19 protein-coding genes are annotated in these 19,503 nt (G+C 69.9%); 4 read left to right on the plus strand and 15 right to left on the minus strand.

What is annotated here, in order from left to right; translation table 11 throughout:
• Positions 1 to 134: 134 nt before the first annotated feature.
• From LZ495_RS33815 to rpsF, 6 genes are all read right to left on the minus strand, one after another.
• The gene (locus LZ495_RS33815; protein ID WP_235056904.1) at positions 135 to 2,399 is read right to left on the minus strand and encodes a heavy metal translocating P-type ATPase; all 2,265 of its coding nucleotides are present in this window, start codon (positions 2,397 to 2,399) and stop codon (positions 135 to 137) included.
• Positions 2,400 to 2,588: 189 nt separating this feature from the next.
• Complete coding sequence (locus LZ495_RS33820; protein ID WP_235056886.1) at positions 2,589 to 2,795, minus strand: heavy-metal-associated domain-containing protein; 207 nt, start codon at positions 2,793 to 2,795, stop codon at positions 2,589 to 2,591.
• Positions 2,796 to 3,060: 265 nt separating this feature from the next.
• On the minus strand, positions 3,061 to 3,507 hold the full coding sequence (gene rplI, locus LZ495_RS33825; protein ID WP_235056887.1) for a 50S ribosomal protein L9: 447 nt from the start codon (positions 3,505 to 3,507) through the stop codon (positions 3,061 to 3,063).
• 17 nt (positions 3,508 to 3,524) lie between these two features.
• Positions 3,525 to 3,761 (minus strand): 30S ribosomal protein S18, encoded by a 237-nt coding sequence (rpsR, locus tag LZ495_RS33830; RefSeq protein WP_003978893.1) that lies wholly within the window; start codon positions 3,759 to 3,761, stop codon positions 3,525 to 3,527.
• A 65-nt stretch (positions 3,762 to 3,826) separates the two neighbouring features.
• On the minus strand, positions 3,827 to 4,414 hold the full coding sequence (locus tag LZ495_RS33835; RefSeq protein ID WP_235056888.1) for a single-stranded DNA-binding protein: 588 nt from the start codon (positions 4,412 to 4,414) through the stop codon (positions 3,827 to 3,829).
• Positions 4,415 to 4,468: 54 nt separating this feature from the next.
• Complete coding sequence (rpsF, locus tag LZ495_RS33840; protein WP_235056889.1) at positions 4,469 to 4,759, minus strand: 30S ribosomal protein S6; 291 nt, start codon at positions 4,757 to 4,759, stop codon at positions 4,469 to 4,471.
• Between the two features lie 241 nt (positions 4,760 to 5,000).
• On the opposite strand from rpsF, the gene LZ495_RS33845 reads away from it, so the two are divergent.
• Complete coding sequence (locus LZ495_RS33845) at positions 5,001 to 5,312, plus strand: hypothetical protein (protein WP_235056890.1); 312 nt, start codon at positions 5,001 to 5,003, stop codon at positions 5,310 to 5,312.
• 104 nt (positions 5,313 to 5,416) lie between these two features.
• On the opposite strand, the gene urtE is transcribed toward LZ495_RS33845, so the two are convergent.
• The 5 genes from urtE to urtA all read right to left on the minus strand — a co-directional run bounded on the left by urtE (position 5,417) and on the right by urtA (position 10,294).
• Positions 5,417 to 6,112 carry an urea ABC transporter ATP-binding subunit UrtE gene (urtE, locus tag LZ495_RS33850; RefSeq protein ID WP_235056905.1) on the minus strand — a complete coding sequence of 232 codons (696 nt, stop codon included), beginning with the start codon at positions 6,110 to 6,112 and terminating at the stop codon, positions 5,417 to 5,419.
• Positions 6,112 to 6,915, minus strand: a complete 804-nt coding sequence (gene urtD / locus LZ495_RS33855) for an urea ABC transporter ATP-binding protein UrtD (protein WP_235056891.1) — start codon at positions 6,913 to 6,915, stop codon at positions 6,112 to 6,114. The genes urtE and urtD overlap by 1 nt, the downstream gene beginning before the upstream one ends.
• On the minus strand, positions 6,912 to 8,102 hold the full coding sequence (gene urtC / locus LZ495_RS33860) for an urea ABC transporter permease subunit UrtC (RefSeq protein WP_235056892.1): 1,191 nt from the start codon (positions 8,100 to 8,102) through the stop codon (positions 6,912 to 6,914). Before urtC ends, urtD begins: the two co-directional genes overlap by 4 nt.
• Positions 8,099 to 8,977 (minus strand): urea ABC transporter permease subunit UrtB, encoded by an 879-nt coding sequence (urtB, locus tag LZ495_RS33865; RefSeq protein WP_235056893.1) that lies wholly within the window; start codon positions 8,975 to 8,977, stop codon positions 8,099 to 8,101. Before urtB ends, urtC begins: the two co-directional genes overlap by 4 nt.
• A 126-nt stretch (positions 8,978 to 9,103) precedes the next feature.
• Positions 9,104 to 10,294: an urea ABC transporter substrate-binding protein gene (gene urtA / locus LZ495_RS33870; RefSeq protein ID WP_372498683.1), complete on the minus strand. Its 1,191-nt coding sequence runs from the start codon at positions 10,292 to 10,294 to the stop codon at positions 9,104 to 9,106.
• 310 nt (positions 10,295 to 10,604) lie between these two features.
• Between urtA and LZ495_RS33875 the strand changes: the two genes are divergently transcribed.
• The 3 genes from LZ495_RS33875 to LZ495_RS33885 all read left to right on the plus strand — a co-directional run bounded on the left by LZ495_RS33875 (position 10,605) and on the right by LZ495_RS33885 (position 13,413).
• Entirely contained in the window at positions 10,605 to 11,723 is a 1,119-nt protein-coding gene (locus LZ495_RS33875; RefSeq protein WP_235056894.1) for a lipid II:glycine glycyltransferase FemX, read from the plus strand.
• Positions 11,724 to 11,808: 85 nt separating this feature from the next.
• The gene (locus LZ495_RS33880) at positions 11,809 to 12,840 is read left to right on the plus strand and encodes an alanine racemase (protein WP_235056895.1); all 1,032 of its coding nucleotides are present in this window, start codon (positions 11,809 to 11,811) and stop codon (positions 12,838 to 12,840) included.
• Between the two features lie 54 nt (positions 12,841 to 12,894).
• Positions 12,895 to 13,413, plus strand: coding sequence for a nitroreductase family deazaflavin-dependent oxidoreductase (locus tag LZ495_RS33885; RefSeq protein WP_235056896.1), 519 nt, complete (start codon positions 12,895 to 12,897; stop codon positions 13,411 to 13,413).
• Here the strand turns inward: LZ495_RS33885 and LZ495_RS33890 are convergent.
• The 4 genes from LZ495_RS33890 to LZ495_RS33905 form a co-directional block, all read right to left on the minus strand.
• The gene (locus tag LZ495_RS33890; protein ID WP_235056897.1) at positions 13,406 to 14,044 is read right to left on the minus strand and encodes an LppU/SCO3897 family protein; all 639 of its coding nucleotides are present in this window, start codon (positions 14,042 to 14,044) and stop codon (positions 13,406 to 13,408) included. The two genes, LZ495_RS33885 and LZ495_RS33890, sit on opposite strands and share 8 nt — an antisense overlap.
• 78 nt (positions 14,045 to 14,122) lie before the next feature.
• Positions 14,123 to 15,361: a mannosyltransferase family protein gene (locus LZ495_RS33895; protein WP_235056898.1), complete on the minus strand. Its 1,239-nt coding sequence runs from the start codon at positions 15,359 to 15,361 to the stop codon at positions 14,123 to 14,125.
• Between the two features lie 57 nt (positions 15,362 to 15,418).
• A complete protein-coding gene (locus LZ495_RS33900) occupies positions 15,419 to 16,924 on the minus strand; it encodes a glycosyltransferase family 87 protein (RefSeq protein ID WP_372498684.1) in 1,506 nt (501 codons plus the stop codon).
• A gap of 163 nt (positions 16,925 to 17,087) precedes the next feature.
• Positions 17,088 to 19,503 (minus strand): transglycosylase domain-containing protein (locus tag LZ495_RS33905; RefSeq protein ID WP_235056899.1); only part of this gene is annotated, 2,416 nt, incomplete at its 5' end.

A 19,503-nucleotide genomic window follows, 5' to 3' on the forward strand; every position in this document is an offset into this window, starting at 1 on the left:
GTCGGCCCCGGCGGGGGCCGCGCGGCGGCGCGGTGTGCCGGGGGGATCCGGACCGGCCGCGGCCACCGGCCGTGCGTGCTGCTCGTTCCTGCTGCTCGTTCGGTCGAACGTCTGTGCACAGGGTGTGGACGGACTCACCGCCCGGCGGTGGCGAGCTCCTTCGGTGCCGCGCTGCCGACCGCGGCGACGCCCGCTTCCGGGGCCGTCGAGGCGAAGCGCCGCAGCCGCAGCGAGTTGCCGACCACGAAGACCGACGAGAAGGCCATCGCGGCCCCCGCGATCATCGGGTTGAGCAGCCCCGCCACCGCGAGCGGGATGGCCGCCACGTTGTAGGCGAAGGCCCAGAACAGGTTGACCTTGATGGTCCGCAGCGTGGCCCGGGACAGCCGGATCGCGTCCACCGCCGCCCCCAGGTCCCCGCGGACCAGGGTCAGGTCGGCGGCCTCGATGGCCGCGTCCGTGCCGGTGCCCATCGCCAGGCCGAGGTCGGCGGTGGCCAGTGCGGCGGCGTCGTTGACGCCGTCGCCGACCATCGCGACGACCTTGCCCTGCTCCTGCAGCGCCCGGACCGCGTCGACCTTGCCGGCCGGCAGCACGCCCGCGATGACCTCGTCGATGCCGACCTGGGCCGCGACCGAGCGGGCGGCCCGCTCGTTGTCGCCGGTCAGCAGCACCGGGGTCAGGCCGAGCTTGCGCAGTCCGGCGATGGCCGCCGCCGAGGTGGGCTTGACGGTGTCGGACGTGACCAGCACGCCGCGCACCTCGCCGTCCCAGGCGACCGCGACCGCGGTGCGCCCGGCGGTCTCCGCCTCGTCCAGCGCGGCGACCAGCTCTGCGGGCAGTGTCAGCCCCCAGTCGGCCAGCAGTGCGGGCCGGCCGGCGACGACCGCGTGCCCTTCCACGATGCCCTCGACGCCGAGGCCCTCGCGGTTGGTGAAGCCCTCCACGGCCGGCAGCGTGCCGTGCTTGTCGGCCGCCGCGGCGGCGATGGCCTTGGCGATCGGGTGCTCGCTGGCGTGCTCCACCGCACCGGCGATGCGAAGGAGTTCGGCTTCGTCGCCGCCGGCCACCGGGACGGCCGCGACCAGGGACATCCGGCCGGTGGTGACGGTGCCGGTCTTGTCCAGCAGGACGGTGTCGACGCGGCGGGTGTTCTCCAGGACCTCGGGTCCCTTGATGAGGACGCCGAGCTGCGCGCCGCGGCCGGTGCCGACGAGCAGGGCCACCGGGGTGGCCAGGCCGAGGGCGCACGGGCAGGCGATGACCAGGACCGCGACCGCCGCGGTGAACGCCGCGGTGGCGCCTTCCCCGCTGCCCAGCCAGAAGCCGAGGGTGGCCACGGCCAGGGCGATGACGATCGGCACGAAGACCCCGGAGACCCGGTCGGCGAGCCGCTGCACGGCCGCCTTGCCGGTCTGCGCGTCGGTGATCAGCCGGGCCATCTGGGCGAGCTGGGTGTCCGCGCCGACCTTGGCGGCGCGCACGACCAGTCGGCCGCCCGCGTTGATGGTGGCACCGGTGACGGTGTCGCCGGGGCGCACCTCGACCGGCACCGACTCGCCGGTGAGCATGGACGCGTCGACCGCGGAGGAGCCTTCGACGACCACGCCGTCGGTGGCGATCTTCTCGCCCGGGCGCACCACGAAGCGGTCCCCGACCACGAGCTTGTCGACCGGGATGGTCTCCTCGCGCCCGTCCGCCCGCAGCACCGAGACTTCCCGCGCGCCCAGTTCGAGCAGGGCCCGCAGGGCGGCACCGGCCTTCCTCTTGGACCGGGCCTCGAAGTAGCGGCCGGCCAGGATGAACGCGATGACCGCGGAGGCGGCCTCGAGGTAGATCTCGGCGTGCCCGCCGGATGCCGTGAAGTCGAACTTCATGGTCATGCCGGGCTCGCCCATGCCGCCCCAGAAGAGCGCGTACAGCGACCAGAAGAAGGCGGCCAGTGTGCCGAGCGAGACCAGGGTGTCCATCGTCGCGGTGCCGTGCCGCAGGTTCTTGGCGGCGGCCTTGTGGAACGGGAAGCCGCCCCACACCACCACGGGTGCGGCCAGCGCCAGCACGAGCCACTGCCAGAACCGGAACTGCAGGGCCGGGACCATCGACAGGGCGATGACCGGGACGGTGAGGACGGAGCTGTAGATCAGCCGCTCGCGCAGCGTGCGCAGCTCGGGGTCCTCCCCCGCGTCCTCGCCGTCCGCGCCGCGCTCGGCGTCCGGCTCGTCGGCCACCGGCTTGGCGGTGTAGCCCGCGGCCTCCACGGCCGCGACCAGGTCGTCGGGGCTGACGCCGGCCGGGTAGCTGACCGTCGCGGTCTCCAGGGCGAAGTTCACGGTGGCCTGGACACCGTCCATCTTGTTGAGCTTGCGCTCGATCCGGTTGGCGCACGAGGAGCAGGTCATGCCGCCCAAGGCGAGGTCGATACGCGCGGGCTGCGCGGGTGCTGCCTGCTGCGGGGTACTCACTGATCCTCCTCGTTGCTGCTCAAACCGATGATATGTCCGGCTTCTATATCCCTACGGGGTAGGGGTACCCGGGAGGCAGATTCCCGGGCACCCCATGGGGGTCGTACGACCCCGCCGGTCACGCGCTCACGCGGTGACCCGGTACCCCGCCTCGGCGACCGCGGCCTTGACCGCGGCGGCGTCCACGTCGCCCTCGGCCGACACGGTCAGCAGTCCGGAGGCCAGTTCGACCTGCACGTCCTGCACACCGGGGACCTCGGAGACCTCTTCCTTGACGGACGAGACGCAGTGTCCGCAGGTCATGCCGGTGACGGTGAAGGTCGCGGTGCTCATGGCGGTGTCCTCTCGTGCGGTGTTCGCTCTCGGTATCCCGAGGCATTCGGCTTCCGTGGCCCGGGCGCCGACTGCTGCCGTCGCCCTGACACTGCCGAAGGTATACCCCCTGGGGGTATCAATGCAAGCCTCGAGCGCACCCGGATCAACCGCGTGGAGCGCCCGCGGTCACGGCCCTGGGGAACACCCCCGGAAACAGCCCCGGAAAAGGCCGAAGCCCCGAAGCTCCTGTAGGAGCTCCGGGGCTTCAGGGGTTGCGGTCAGGTCAGGCCGAAACGACGTCGAGGTCGAGAGCGGCGGAGACCTCCGGGTGGAGGCGGACCGTGACCCGGTGCGTGCCGAGGGTCTTGATCGGCGCACCGAGCTCGACACGGCGCTTGTCCAGGTCCGGACCACCGGCGGCCTTGATCGCCGAAGCGACGTCGGCGACGGTGACGGAACCGAACAGGCGCCCGCTTTCGCCGGCACGGGTCGCGAGCTTCACCTTGAGACCGGTGAGCTGCGCCTTGACCTCGTTCGCCTGGTCCAGGTTCTTGATCTCGCGGACCTTGCGGGCACGGCGGATGGAGGCGACCTCCTTCTCGCCCCCCTTGGTCCAGCGGATCGCGAACCCGCGCGGGATGAGGTAGTTGCGGCCGTAGCCGTCCTTGACCTCGATGATGTCGCCGGGCTCGCCGAGGCCGGTGACCTCGTGCGTGAGGATGAGCTTCATATCAAGTCCACCCTCTCTCAGCGCGCAGTGCTGGTGTACGGCAGCAGCGCCATCTCACGGCTGTTCTTGACAGCCGTGGCGACGTCACGCTGGTGCTGCGTGCAGTTGCCGGTCACGCGACGGGCACGGATCTTGCCGCGGTCGGAAATGAACTTCCGCAGCAGGTTCGTGTCCTTGTAGTCGACGTAGGAGATCTTCTCCTTGCAGAACACGCAAACCTTCTTCTTAGGCTTGCGCGCAGGCGGCTTCGCCATTGCTCTTTCTCCAGATCAAGAAGTCTTCGTAGAACGCCCGGGGCCGTACGGCCCACGAGGGAGTCCTAGAACGGGGGTTCGTCCGTGTAACCGCCGGGAGGCGCTCCCCAGCCGCCACCGCCGCCGCCGGTGTTGCCACCGCCGCCGCCGGACGACCAGGGGTCGTCGGCCGGACCGGAGTTGCCCGACGGAGGACCGCCGTAGCCACCCTGGCCGCCCTGGCCGCCGCCCTGCGGACCGCCGTAACCGCCGCCCCGGTTGTACTGACCACCACCGCCGCCGCCACCCCGGCCGGCCTTCGTCACCTTGGCGGTCGCGAACTTGAGCGAGGGGCCGATCTCGTCGACCTCGAGCTCGTACGTCGTCCGCTTCTCGCCTTCCTTGGTCTCGTACGACCGCTGCTTGAGCCGGCCCTGCACGATGACCTGCATCCCCTTGACCAGGGACTCGGCGACGTTCTCCGCAGCCTGGCGCCAGACCGAGCAGCGGAGGAACAGCGCTTCGCCGTCCTTCCACTCGTTGGTCTGCCGGTCGAACGTCCGCGGCGTGGAGGCCACGGTGAAGTTCGCGACGGCCGCGCCGCTGGGGGTGAAACGCAGCTCAGGGTCGGCGGTCAGATTCCCGACCACGGTGATGACGGTGTCGCCTGCCATGCCTTGCCTTCCCCTTGCGCCTTGTGACGGTGTGTCGGTATCCGTTGCGAGTGGTTACCGCTGGTCGGGACGCAGCACCTTGGTGCGCATGACCGACTCGTTGAGGTTCATCTGGCGGTCGAGTTCCTTGATGACCGCGGGCTCCGCAGCCAGGTCCACGACGGCGTAGATGCCCTCGGACTTCTTCTTGATCTCGTACGAGAGCCGGCGACGGCCCCACGTGTCGACCTTCTCGACCTTGCCGCCGCCGTTGCGGACGACGTTCAGGAACTGCTCGAGCAGCGGGGAGACCGCGCGCTCTTCGAGGTCCGGGTCGAGGATGACCATGAGCTCGTAGTTACGCATGAAAACACCCACCTCCTATGGACTGATACGGCCACGGAACTTCCGTGACAGGAGGGCTTTGCGTAAACCGCCGCAACCGGCCGGGCCCCGAGGAGCGGGACCATGACCATGGCGCAGCGGACGGTACAGCGTACCCGGCCTCGCGCTATCTGTTGAAATCCGCCACGCAGCGTGTGCACCCTGTGGTAGGGAAATGACGGACAAATCGTCCGTACCCCTGGCCACCCACCGGAGGTGCGTGATGGCTCAAGTGATGCGCCGCGGCCCCATGGCCGCCCTTGCCTCGATCAACCGGGTGCACGACGACAAGCCGCACACCAAGGAGAACGCCCTGGCGGCGGCCACCGCGGTGTTCGCGGTCGTGGCGATCGTGTGCGCGTTCTTCCCGTCCATGCACATCCTGGGCGCGTGGAGCGGCCTGGCCGGTGTGTTCGTCGGCCTCGGCGGCCAGATGATCTCGGCGACCACCTTGGAGCGGTTCGTGCTGATCATCTCGCTGGGCGCCTCGGCGGTCGGCCTCTTCATCAACATGGCCAACGGCGGCCTCTACTGACACCGCCGCCACGGCCGGCACGACCGCCGCACAAGCACCGGATGTGACGAGGGGCGTACGGACCACTACGGTCCGTACGCCCCTCGTCGCATCCGCCCCGGCCGCTAGACCGCGAGCAGCCGCTGGACGCCTTCGTCGGCGAGTTCGGCGCCCGCGCCCTCGTGCACGACGACGCCCGCGTCCAGCACCGTGAAGCGGTCCGCGAGGCGCATCGCGAAGTCGAGGTACTGCTCGACCAGGAGCACCGCGAGGCCGCGCTCCTTGTGCAGGTGCTCGATCACGTCCTCGATCTCGGTGACGATCGACGGCTGGATGCCCTCGGTCGGCTCGTCCAGGATCAGCATCCGGGGCCGGGTCACCAGCGCCCGGGCGATGGCGAGTTGCTGCTGCTGGCCGCCGGACAGGAATCCGGCGCGGCGCTTGAGCAGCGGCCGCAGCCGCGGGAAGACGTCGAGCGCCTCGTCGATGACGGAGCGGTCCTTCGACCCGCTCGCCTCCCAGGTGACCCGCAGGTTCTCCGCCACGGTCAGCTGGCCGAACGTCTCGTGGCCCTGCGGTACGTAGCCCATGCCGAGCCGGACGCGTTCGTGGGTGGGCATCTTGGTGATGTCGCGGCCCTCGAAGCGGACCGTGCCGGCGCGCGTCGGCAGAACCCCCATCACGGCGTTGAGCAGGGTGGTCTTGCCGACGCCGTTGCGGCCCATGACGCAGGCCAGCGCGCCGGCCGGGACGGCCAGGTCGACGCCGAAGAGCACCTGGGCGCGGCCGTACGCGACTTCGAGTCCGGTCACTTCGAGCATCACGCCACCCCTTCCTTCTCCTTCTCCTCGGCCGGTGCGGCCGGCTCCGCGGCGCGGGTGTCGCGCGAGCGGCCCAGGTAGACCTCCTGGACCTGGGGGTCGGCCTGGACGGATGCCATGTCGCCCTCGGTCAGCACGCGGCCTTCGTGCAGCACGGTCACCGCGGAGGCGTAGGTGCGGACGAACTCCATGTCGTGCTCGACGACCACCACGGTCCGGTCCCGGGCGATCTCGACCAGGAGTTCTCCGGTGCGCTCGCGCTCCTCGCGGGACATGCCGGCCACCGGTTCGTCGAGCAGCAGCAGCCGCGGCTCCTGGGCCAGCAGCATCGCGATCTCCAGCCACTGGCGCTGGCCGTGCGACAGGATGCCGGCCGGCTGCTCGGCCAGGGCCATGAGGCCGGCCCGTTCGAGCACCGCGGCCACCGCATCGGAGCGGCCCTGCCGGCGCCGGAACAGCGCGGGCAGGCTCATCCGGAAACTGGCGGCAAGGTCGACGTTCTCCTCGACGGTGAGCTCCTCGAAGACCACCGCGGTCTGGAAGGTGCGGCCGACGCCGAGCCGGACCACCTGGTGCTCGCGCTTGCCGACCAGTTCGCGGCCCGCGAAGGAGACGCTGCCCGAGGCGGGCTTGGTCAGGCCGGTGACGACGTCGATCAGCGTGGTCTTGCCGGCCCCGTTCGGGCCGATCAGGAAGCGCAGTTCGCCTTCCGCGACGCTGAGGTCGATGCCGTCGATGGCCCGGAAGCCGTCGAAGACGACGGACAGCCCGCTGATCTTCAGCAGCGGTTCGGCCGCGGTCATGCCACCGCCTCCTTCTCCACGGGTCCCACGGGCTCCACCGGCTCCGCGGGCGCATCGGCGGACGGCCCCGGGGGCACCGGCGGCGGTTGCTGTGCGGGGATCCGGCGGGCCGGGCCGCGGGTCCGCAGGGCCACGAAGTCGCGGATCTGCCCGGCGAGTCCGATGACGCCCTTGGGGGCGTACGCCATCACGCCGATGAACAGGGCGCCCTGCAGGTACAGCCAGCCGTCCGCGTAGTTCTCCGAGAACGTGGTCTTGGCGTAGTTGAGCAGCACCGCGCCGAGCACCGCGCCGGCCAGGGCGTAGCGGCCGCCGACCGCGACCGCGAAGACCAGTTCGAGGGACGGCACGACGCCCAGCAGCGCGGGCGAGATGATGCCGACGACCGGGACGAACAGCGCTCCTGCCAGGCCTGCCGAGACCGCCGACATGGTGAACGCGACGGTCTTGACCACGGCCGGGTCGTAGCCGAGGAACCGCACCCGGTCCTCGCCGTCCCGCACCGCGATGAGCAGGCGCCCGTAGCGGCTGGCCACCAGCTGCCGGAAGCCCAGGTAGAGCAGCCCGAGCACGATCGCCACGATGAAGTAGAGGATGCGCTGGTCCTGGGCGCTCGCCAGGTCCAGGCCGAAGAACGAGCTGAAGTTGGTGAGCCCGTTCGTACCGCCGGTCAGGCCCTGCTGGCCGACCAGCCAGATGACGAACGCGGCGGCGAGCGCCTGGGTGAGGATGGCGAAGTACGCGCCGCGCACCCGGCGGCCGAACACCAGCAGGCCGAGCAGGGCCGCGATGGTGCCGGGCAGCAGCACGACCATGAGGAGCGCGAACCAGGGCTGCCGGAAGGGCTCCCACAGCAGCGGGAGTTCCTCGACGCCGCTCCACACCATGAAGTCGGGCAGTTCGCCGGGGCCGGCCTCGGCGAGCTTGAGGTGCATCGCCATGGCGTAGCCGCCCAGGCCGAAGAACACGCCCTGGCCGAGTGTGAGCATGCCGCCCTTGCCCCAGGCCAGGCCGATGCCGAGCGCCGCGATGGCGAAGCAGAGGTACTTGGCGAGGAGTTCGAGCCGGAACGGGGACAGGGTCACCGGGGCGACGGCGAGGACCAGCAGGGCGACGGCGGCGAACGCCACCACGCCGCGCCACTTGCCGCCCTTGGTGCGCTGCGCGAGCAGCCCGGGCGTCTTCATGTCAGCTTCCGGGACCGGAGCACGAACAAGCCCTGCGGCCGCAGCTGGAGGAATCCGATGATCACGGCGAACACCACCACCTTGGCGAGAGAAGCGTCGGACCAGAACTCGACGTAGCTGTTGAGGAGTCCGAGGACGAAGGCCGCGATGACCGCGCCCTGCAGGCGGCCGAGGCCGCCGGCGACGACCACGAGGAAGGCGTCGACGATGTAGTAGGTGCCCAGCGCCGGGCCGACCGGGCCGATCAGGGTGAGCGCGACGCCCGCGACCCCGGCCAGGCCGGAGCCGATGAAGAAGGTGCGCTGGTCGACCCGCGAGGTCGCGATGCCGCTGCACGAGGCCAGTTCGCGGTTCTGCATGACCGCCTGCATGCGGCGGCCCTGCTTGGTGCGGCTCAGGTAGAACCAGATCGCGGCCACCGAGAGCATGGCCAGCACGAAGATGAACATGCGGGCGTACGGCATCCGGATGCCCAGCCATTCGCCGCCGCCCACCAGCCAGGTCGGCGCCTTGACCTGCACGTTCGGAGCGCCGAACAGGTCGCGGGCGACCTGCTGGAGGACCAGGCTCACGCCCCAGGTCAGCAGCAGGGTGTCCAGCGGCCGGCCGTAGAAGCGGCGGATCAGCGTGCGTTCGAGGAGGAGCCCCATGAGGCCCGCCACCGCGAAGGCGACCGGGAGCGCGACGAGGACCGCCTGCCGTCCGGCCCAGTCCTGCAGCATGTAGGCGGTGTACGCGCCCGCCATGATGAATTCGCCGTGCGCCATGTTGATGACGCCCATCTGACCGAACGTGAAAGTCAGTCCGAGGGCGATCAGGAGCAGCACGGCACCGATGGAAAGACCGATCGGCAATTGGTTCATGAAGGCATTCATCGGGAGTCCCTCCTTTCGGACTCGGCCGCGGACTCCGCGCCCCGGCAAGCGGGGCGCGGAGTCCGTGGAGCGGTAATTCCGGCAGCCGGCCGGCGAGGAACCGGCGGTAATTTCAGGAGGGCCGGATCACAGGTCCTTCGCCCACGGGTAATCCTTGAGGTACGGGTCCGGCTTGATCGGCGCCCCGGAGTTCCAGACCTCCTTGATGAGGCCGTCCGGCTGGACCACGCCGATACGCGCGGTCTTGTAGACGTGCTGGGTGGCGCCGTCAATGGTGACCTTGCCTTCGGGCGCGTCGATGGAGACGCCGTCGCAGGCCTTCTTGACCGCCTCGGGGTCGAAGCTCTGCGCCTTCTCGACCGCGGCCTTCCACAGGTAGACCGAGTTGTAGCCGGCCTCCATCGGGTCCGAGGTGACCTTGTCGGCGCCGTACTTGGCCTTGTACGCGGCGACGAACTCGGTGTTCCGGGCGCCCTCGGTGGTCTGGTAGTAGTTCCACGCCACCGGCTGGCCGGCCAGGTAGTCCGGACCGATGCCGCGGACTTCCTCCTCGGCCACGCTGACCGAGAGGACCGGCATGTCGGCGGCGCTGATGCCGGTGCTGCGCAGCTGCTTGAAGAAGGCCACGTTGCTGTCGCCGTTGAGGGTGTTGAACACCGCGTCGGGCTTGGCCTGGGTGACCTTGTTGATGAGCGTGCTGTACTCGGTGTGGCCGAGCGGGGTGTACTCCTCGCCGACCACCTCCATGCCGTTGGCGGCCGCGTACTTCTTGATGATCTTGTTGGCGGTGCGCGGGAAGACGTAGTCGCTGCCCACCAGGAAGATCTTCTTCTTGCCCTGCGCCTTGAGGTAGTCGAGGCCGGGCACGATCTGCTGGTTGGTGGTGGCGCCGGTGTAGAAGATGTACGGCGAGGTCTCCAGGCCCTCGTACTGCACCGGGTAGAACAGCAGCTGCTTGTTCTTCTCGAAGACCGGCAGCATCGCCTTGCGGCTCGCCGAGGTCCATCCGCCGAAGGTCACCGCGACCTTGTCACCGGAGATCAGCTTCTGCGCCTTCTCGGCGAAGGTGGGCCAGTCGGAGGCCCCGTCCTCGACGACCGGCTGCACCTTCTTCCCCATGACGCCGCCCTTGGCGTTGATCTCGTCGATCGCCATGAGCACCGAGTTCTTGACGGTGACCTCGGAAATCGACATCGTGCCGCTGAGCGAATGCAGGACGCCCACCTTCACGGTGTCGCCACTGGTATCGGCGCCCGCCGATCCCTTGGAAGTGCTCTCGTCTGATGCGCACGCCGTAGTGGCCAGGGCGACTGCCAAGGAAACCGCGGCAAGTCTGGCCGCGCGTCTGCCAAAAGATATGATTCGCACGCGTCGGGGCTCCTTTTTCCAACGGATGACGCCCACGAGTGTCGCGACGCGCGGTTTCCCGGCTGGGTCGCGATTGTTAACCGCTCATTGCCAACCGCGCACGGCCGATTACCGACTGTTTGTCCGGAAGGAGCGGACTGCGCGCCCGGCCGGCGCACCCCGGGCAAGTCGGCGGCCGGTCGACGGCCGTCGGGCCGTACGCCGCGGGGCCGGACAAAGTAACCTCTGACTCGGCCGAAACGATCCGAGGAGCCTGTCGATGACCCTGCGCCTGAGGTCGCTCACCCGGGATGAACACCTCGCCTTCATCAAGGGCAAGCCCTCCGTGAGCTTCCTGCAATGCCCTTCGTGGGGCGATGTGAAGAGCGAATGGCGGAGCGAGTCCATCGGCTGGATCGACGAGACCGGTTCGGTCGTCGGTGCCGCCGAGGTGCTCTACCGGCAGCTGCCCAAGATCAAGCGGTACCTCGCGTACATGCCCGAGGGCCCCGTGATCGACTGGCACGACGAGGACTTGGGCCGCTGGCTCGACCCGATGCTGGCGCACCTGAAGAGCCAGGGCGCGTTCTCCGTGAAGATGGGCCCGCCGGTGGTGGTCAACCGCTGGGAGTCGGAGACCATCAAGAAGGCCATCGCGGCGAAGTCCGCCAAGCGCCTGCGCGATCTGCCGCCGGACGCCACCGACGACCGCGCCGCGAACGTCGGCAGCCGGCTGCGCCGCCTGGGCTGGCTGCAGGACCAGACCGCGGGGGCCGGCTTCGGCGACGTGCAGCCGCGCTACGTCTTCCAGGTGCCGCTGATGCGGCGCTCCCTCGACGACGTGCACTCCGGCTTCAACCAGCTGTGGCGCCGCAACATCAAGAAGGCCGCGAAGGCCAGCGTCGAGGTGGTCCAGGGCAGCCGCGAGGACCTCAAGGTCTTCCACGACGTCTACAAAGTCACCGCGGTGCGCGACCACTTCACGCCGCGCCCGCTGCCGTACTTCGAGCGCATGTGGGACGTCCTCAACGCCGAGGACCCCGAGCGCATGCGGCTGTACCTGGCCAAGCACGAGGGCGAAGTGCTGGCCGCCACCACGATGGTGACGGTCGGGGACCACGTCTGGTACTCCTACGGGGCGTCCGCGAACCACAAGCGCGAGGTGCGCCCGTCGAACGCCATCCAGTGGCGCATGCTGCGGGATGCCTACGCGCTCGGCGCGTCCGTGTACGACCTGCGCGGCATCAGCGACACGCTCGACGAGAACGACCACCTGTTCGGCCTGATCCAGTTCAAGCTGGGCACCGGCGGCCAGGCGGTCGAGTATCTCGGCGAGTGGGACTTCCCGCTGAACAAGGTGCTGCACAAGGCGCTCGACATGTACATGTCGCGCCGCTGACCCGCGCCGCCGAACCGCCCCGCACCCCGCACCTCGAACCGCCGGCAGCGCAGCAGCGCCACACGCAAGGGAAGGTCCTCCACCGATGTCGCTTTCGCTGTACGTCGATTCCGCACGCTGGCGCAAGCACATCGACCAGGTGCGGGACACGCACCCGGGCATCGTGCCGGTCATGAAGGGCAACGGGTACGGGTTCGCCAACATGCGCCTCGCCGAGGAGGCGTCGCGCATGGGCGTGGACACCGTCGCGGTCGGCACCACGTACGAAGCCGCGGACCTGAAGGACCACTTCGACGGCCGGCTGCTGGTGCTCACGCCGTACCTGCGGGGCGAGGAGGCGGTGCCGCTGCCGGACCGCGTCATCCGCACCGTCGGCTCGGTGCAGGCGGTCCGCGACCTGGTCGGCAGCCGGGTGGTCATCAGCTGCATGACCAGCATGAAGCGCGACGGCGTCACCGAGGAGGACCTGGTGGCGCTGCGCGGCTCCCTCGAAGGCGTGCGCCTGGAGGGCTTCTCGCTGCACCTGCCGCTCGACCACCCGGACGGCGCCGACCCGGTGGCCGAGGTGGCCGCCTGGGTGGACCGGCTGCGCGCGGCCCGGCTGCCGGTGCACACGATGTTCATCAGCCACGTCCCGGCGGCGGGCGTGGCCCGGCTGCGCGAGCAGTACCCGGACACGGTCTTCCGGCCGCGCATCGGCACCGACCTGTGGCTCGGCGACCACGACGCGCTGGTCGCGCGCGGCACGGTGCTGGACGTGGTGCCGATCGCGCGCGGCGAGCGGTACGGCTACCGGCAGCGCAAGGCGCCGGCCGACGGCCACCTGCTGGTGGTCAGCGGCGGCACCGCGCACGGGGTCGGCCTGGAGGCGCCCAAGACGGTGCGCGGCGTGATGCCGCGCGCCAAGGGCGTCGCGCGGGCCGGGCTGGCGACCGTGAACCGCACGCTCTCGCCGTTCACCTGGGCGGGCAAGCAGCGCTGGTTCGCCGAGCCGCCGCACATGCAGGTGAGCCTGCTGTTCCTGGCGAACGACGTCGTCCCGCCGCGGCCCGGCGAGGAATTGGATGCCGAACTCCGCCACACCACCACGCATTTCGACCGCGTCGTCCTACGCTGAGTCCGATGCCGGGCAGTCCTGCGGTGTGACGGGGCCTACGGGGAGGCGGACGTGATGGGCTGGTACGTACGCACGTTCAAGCGGCTGGGCCGGCTCCGCTGGGTCGCGGCGCTCGGCCCGCGCATCGTGGCCGCCGACCGCAAGCTCCAGGTCCGCACCCGCGGCCGCCGCTCGCTCATGGGCCGCAGCTTCAACCCGATGCTGCTCACCACGACCGGCCGGCGCAGCGGCGAGCCGCGCGTGTCGCCGCTCATCTACGCGGCGGTGGACGGCGGCTATGTGGTGGCCGGCACGAACTTCGGGCAGCGCCACCACCCTGCGTGGAGCGGCAACCTGCTGGCCGAACCGGCCGCGACGATCTCGATCGACGGCCGGGAGACGGCGGTCCGGGCCCGGCTGGTCGAGGACCAGGGACCGGAGCGCGACCGGCTGTGGGCGGCCATGACAGCACTGTGGCCCGCGTACGACGAGTACGCGGGCCGTGCCGGCCGGCCGATCCGGTTGTTCCTGCTCGCTCCGGTGGCCGACGAAGCGAACGGTGCTGCGAACGGCGGGGGGCCGAAGCCTACTTGACGCCTTGAACGCCCATGTCGGCGAGCGTGTCGCGGGCTTCGTCAAGTACCTGCTGCGACGTGATACCGATGGGCTTGACGTCCTCAAGCGTGGTGTTCTTGGTGATCGTCAGGCACAGCACGCCCTCGTTGGCACCGGACCACTGGAAGTCCGTCACGAAGCCCTTCGCCTTGATCTCGTCGGTCAGGCACTTCTTGCCGTCGGTGGTGTCCTCGAACTTCTCGATGACCCGCCACTTGGCAGATTCCGAATCGCAGCCGATCTTCTTCATGTCGTCGGCGTCCTTGGCCGCGGTCAGGCAGTCGCCGACGCCGGCGTTCGTAGCGTCGTCCTTGCCCAGGAAGTAGCCGACGACACCCAGCACCACGATCGCGGCGATGATGCCGCCCACGATGAACGGCCACTTCTTGCGGCGGCGCGGCGGCTGGCCGTACGCACCCGGCATCGGACCACCCGGCATCGGGCCGCCGGGGTACGGCTGCTGGCCGTACGGCTGCTGCGGCTGGCCCGGGTACGGCTGCTGCTGCGGCTGGCCGTAAGGCTGCTGCGGCTGGCCGCCGTAGGGCTGCTGCTGCCCGTACGGGTTCTGGTCGCCGGGGCCGGAAGGGCCGGGGCCGAAGGGGTTCGACATGGAGTGGTCTCCGTTGGATGCAAGAAGGGGCGTCGCAGAGACCAGTCAGACTAAGGCGAACGGGTGACGGCCGCTGCGTCACCCCGCCCATCTGCCGGCCCCGAAGAGCAGCGCGAACACCACCGAGAATGGGGCAATAAGCCCCAAATACCCGGCAAAAACAGCCTTGTTCCGCAGGGTCGCCTGGGCCAGGACGATCCACAGCGGCCACCACAGCAGTGTGGCGCGCGGCACAGAAAAGTACGTGGTGGAGATCCCCAGCGAGACCACCGTGAGTCCCACGTAGGTCGCCTCCGCCCAGCGCCGCCGGCGCAGCAGCCACCCGGTCAGCACCACTCCGACCGCGACCGCGACCATCTCCCAGCGGTACATCCAAGTGAAGTTGAGCAATGTCCCCGGCCCGGTCTCGAAGGCCCGGTGCCAAGTGTTCGTGAACGCCTTGACGGGACCCACCAAGTGCCGGTCCCAGCCGGTGGCCTGCGCGCTGTTCCAGGCACTCCAGTCGCCGGTACGCCGGTACAGGAAGTTCATGTAGACCAGCCCGGGCACCGCGCCGAGCAGCAGCCAGGGCGCATCGCGCCACCGCCGCCGGCCGTCCTTGGCGGTCAGGAACTCGACCGCCAGCGCGCAGAGCAGGAACACGCCGTTGACCCGCACCGCGCACGCCGCCGCGCACAGCAGCCCGGCCCAGTGCCACACCCCGCGCCGGGCGCACAGCCACGCGCCGAGCGCGAGCATCAGGAACAGCGCCTCGGTGTAGCCCGCGGCGAGGAAGACCGCAGGCGGCGACAAGAGCAGAAGCAGGACCGCGCGCTCGCCGACCCCGGACTGGTTGTCCAGCCCGGCGATCCGGGAGAGCAGCACCACGGCCACGGCACTGCACACGAGCGAGATGAGCAGGCCCGCGACCACCCAGTTCGGCACCACAAGGTGCACGGCCTTGAGCAGGTACGGGAATCCCGGGAAGAACGCCTCCAGCGGGACCGGCGGGCCGGTCTTCGGGTTCCCGTCGTACCCGTACTCGGCGATGGTGCGGAAATGCCGGAAGTCCCAGCGGTCCCAGGTGTCCAGGAAGCCGGTCGGCTGCGCCGCGCGCTCCGCGGCGAAGATCCAGCCGGCCGAGCCGACCAGGAGGTACATCGCCGGGCGGGTGGCCAGCCAGACCAGCAGCGCGGCCCGGTCGTCCGCATCCGGCCGCCACCGGAGCCGCCCGGACAGTTTTCGGAGACGGGCCCGCCATGCGGACTCGGGCCCGGTCTCCGGGGCGGGTAAGCGGCTCGGGGATGCGGTGGTCTGCTCGGCGTCCGTGCTGGTCACGCGGCCCGCTCTCGTGTCCGTGCGGGCGCGGTGGTGCGTGGTGACCGGTGGTGCCCGCTACTTGTGGATCGTCCCTGCGGCGCTTGCGGCGCTCTCCCCGTCCGCGTCCGAAACGTACGGGTTGTCGGGATAGTAGTCGCGCTCGTAGCGAAGTTCCGCACGCTGACCGGGGATCAGGGTGAACACGTCGGGCGCGTTGTCGAACACACCGCCGGACGGGTCGTCGCTGCCGTCCCGGCGGACCGGGTCGTGCTCGGGCATCAGGATGTCGCGGACCACGAGCGCCGTGATGTACAGGATGCCGAGCAGGTGGATGAGGATCACCACGTGGTAGGCGTTCTGCGACAGGCCCTTGGAGCCTTCCGTCGCGTACGACTCGATGTACATCCACACACCGAAGAAGTAGACGACCTCGCAGGCCTGCCAGATCAGCACGTCGCGCCAGCGCGGCCGGGCCAGCACCACCAGCGGCAGAAGCCAGAGCACGTACTGCGGCGAGTAGACCTTGTTGGTGAACAGGAACGCCGCCACGATCAGGAAGGCCAGCTGCGCGAACCGCGGCCTGCGCCGCGCGCACAGGGCCAGCGCCGCGATGCCCGCGGCCATCACCAGCAGGAGCCCGGACACCCACGAGTTGAGCGTCTCGATGTCCATCGCCCCGGAACGCTGCTGGAAGATCAGCCACATCGAGCCGAAGTCCGCGCCGCGGTCCTGGCTGAACGTGTAGAAGAGCTTCCAGCCGGTCCACGCGCCGATCATCACCGGCAGGTTCACCGCGAACCATGCCGCGGCCGCGGCGCCGGCCGCCTTCGCGAAGTCGGCCAACCTTCCGGAACGCAGGCACAGCAGGAACAACGGGCCGAGCAAGAGGACCGGATAGAGCTTGGCCGCGGTGGCCAATCCGATCAGCACACCGGCGAGCACGACGTTGCGCCTGGCCCAGGCCATCATCGCCACCGCGGTGATGGCGACCGCGACCAGGTCCCAGTTGATGATGCCGTTGAGGGCCAGCACCGGGGCGGCCGCGACCATCGCGGCGTCCCAGGGCCTTCGCCCTGAAGTCCGGGCCACCGCGACCACCACGACCACCGCGCAGGCCATCATGATCAACGCGTTGATCATGACGAACCACAGCTTCTCGTCGTTCAGGTCGGTGCCGAACTCGCGGGCCAGCACGCCGGCGAAGTACATGACCCCGCCGGTGATGACCGGGTACTCCAGGTACGGCATGCCGGGGTCGCCGGTGCCGTCGAAGTACGGAACCGCACCGTCCGCGAATCCGCGGCCCTGGTACAGGTGCGGCATGTCGCTGTAGCAGCCCCGCGTGTACTGCGAGCTCTCGCCGAACCAGGCGCCGTCGTAGCACGGCTTCTTCTGCACCAGGCCGAGCGCGAAGGTCAGGCAGGCCAGCAGGATCAGCACCCGCGTGGCGTTCCACCAACTGCTGTTCGGCGCGAACCTGATGCGCTTTCCGGCCGGCCCGCCGGCCACCTCGCTGCCGGTGCGGACGACCGGGTCGTCGAGCGACGGCAGGACGGGCTCGGACGACGGGTTCGGCATCATGCCGCCAATCCTCTCGCAGGGGCGCGGGTGCTTGCGGGCAACGGCTCGCGGACTGCACGCGGACAGGACCGGTGCGTCCGGGTCGCCGCGGGAAACGGCTGTGCCCCACCGCGAGCGGCGGGGCACAGCGATCGTACGGGTCCGGGGCGCTCCCCGGCCCGGCTCAGGGTTCCAGGAGACCCTGCTGGGCCTGGCCCCCGGTGGTGCCTCCGCCGGGTCTGCCGCCGCCGCTGCTCCCTCCGGGTGGCGTGCTGGTCCCCGGTGATGCGGAGCCGGACGGGTTGCCGGTCGGCGACGTCGTGCCGCCACCGCCGCTACCGCCGCCGTTGCCGCCCGAGCCGCCGCCGTTGCCGCCGGTGGGCCGGCCGGTGGGCAGCAGCGTCGGCAGGTCGATGGTCGGCGGGGTCAGCGTCGGCGTGTCGGTCGGCGGTGCCGTGGTGGGCGGTGCCGTCGTGGCCGGCGCGGTCGGCGTCGGGGTCTGCTTGGGCGCGGGGTTCTCCGGCTTGGTGAACTCCTCGGCCGGCATCTTGGCGGTGGCCGCCTTCATGTACGCGGTCCAGATCTTGGTGGGCGGACCGCCACCGTGGACCGCGTCGAAGCCGAGCAGGCCTTCGAGCGAGTAGCGGGCCTGCTTGTCGTCCTGGCCGAACAGCGCGACCGAGGTGGCCAGGGTCGGCGTGTAGCCGACGAACCACGCCGACTTGTTGCCGTCCGTCGTGCCGGTCTTGCCCGCGGCCGGGCGGCCGAGTTGCTTGGCCTCCTTGTAGGCCGTGCCGCTGGGGTTCTCGATGACGCCCCTCAGAACATCGTTGATGGTGTCCGCGACCTCCGGGTCGAAGGCCTGCTTGGCCTCCGGCTTGGGGAAGTCCACCTTCTTGTCGTTCTTGCGGATCTCCTTGATCACGTACGGGTCGACGTGCTTGCCGCGCGCCGCGAACGTCGCGTATGCCGAGGCCATGTCGAGCGCGGTGGGCTGGCTCACGCCGAGCGCCATCGAGGGGCCCGGGGCCAGTTCGCGCGTCTTGTCCGGCAGTCCGGCGTCGACCGCGGCCTGCCGCACCTTCTCGAAGCCGACGTCCGCGGCGAGCTGCGTGAAGACCGTGTTCGCGGACTTCTCCATGGCGTACCGGACGCTGATCTGGCCGTAGTCCGTCTTGCCCTCGTTGGGCACGATGTACGTCTTCTTGGTCTGCTCGTCGATGGCCTTCTTGCCGTTCGACAGCATGACCGGCAGGCCCGAGTTGCCGTTGTAGATGTCCTCGACGGTGAACGGCTTCCCGTCCGACCGCCCCTCGCGCAGCGCGGCGGCCACCACGAACGGCTTGAAGGTCGAGCCGACCTGGATGTCGCCGCGGGTCGCGTCGTTGTACTCCTGCTTGAGGAAGTCCGGTCCGCCGTACAGCGCGACCACCGCCCCGTCGCCGGGGACCACCGACGCGACGCCGACCCGGACGTTGCGGTCCGCCTCGCGCTTGTCCGGCTTGAGCTGGTCGTACAGCTGCTCCTTGACCGCCTGGACGGCCATGGCCTGCTGGTCCTTGTCGAAGGTCGTGATGATCTTGTAGCCGCCGAGGGCCAGCTCCTCCTCGCTGATGATCTTGTGCTTCGCGAGGTAGTTGTTGGCGACCTGCATCAGGTAGCCGGCCTGGCCCGCCTTGCCCGCCGCCGGCTGCGGCTTGATCGGCATCGGGAACTGCTGGGCGTCGGCCTCCTGCTGGGTGATCCACTTCATCTCGACCATGCCGTTGAGGATCCACTTCCAGCGGCCCTGCACCCGGGCCAGCCGGGTCTCGCTCACCTCGCCGTTGACCCACACGTCGTTGATGCTCGGCGCGTTGAGCAGCGTGGCGATGTAGGCGCCCTCGCCGACCGACAGGTCGTTGACGTTCTTGTTGTAGTACGCCTGCGCGGCGGCCTGGATGCCGTACGAGTTGCGGCCGTAGAAGGACGTGTTGAGGTAGCCGGCCAGGATCTCGTCCTTGCTCATCTGCCGGTCGACCTTTATGGCGATGAACATTTCCTTGAACTTGCGTTCGAAGGACTGCTCCTGGGTCAGGAACGCGTTCTTCACGTACTGCTGCGTGATGGTGGAGCCGCCCTGCGTGGGACCGCCCTTGGCCATCGCGACCGCGGCGCGCGTCAGACCCTTCGGGGAGACGCCGGAGTCGGTGTAGAAGGTGCGGTTCTCGGCCGCGAGCACGGCGCGCTGCACCGGCTTGGGCACCTGGTCGAGCGTCACGTTCTGCCGGTTGTACTTGCCGGACTGCCCGATCTCGGTGACGCCGTCCGAGTAGTAGTAGATGTTCGACTGGATCTGCGTCGCGGCGTTCACGTCCGGCACCTCGACCAGCGAATACGCCAGGCCGGCCAGGCCGATCAGCGAGCCCACGAAGAAGAGGAACATCGCGAGGATCTGCTTGATGGACGGCAGCCAGCGCCGCACGCCCTTCTTGCCCTGGCGCGGGTAGTCGATGAACCGGCGCTTCTTCTTGCCGTTCGCGCCCGCCCGGCCCGCGCCCCGGCCGCCGCGGCCCTCGGGCCCGGTGCCGGCGCCCTCGTCGCCGCGGCCCGGCCCGTTC

Origin of the sequence: Yinghuangia soli (genome assembly GCF_021502675.1) — a bacterium.
GTDB lineage: Bacteria > Actinomycetota > Actinomycetes > Streptomycetales > Streptomycetaceae > Yinghuangia > Yinghuangia soli.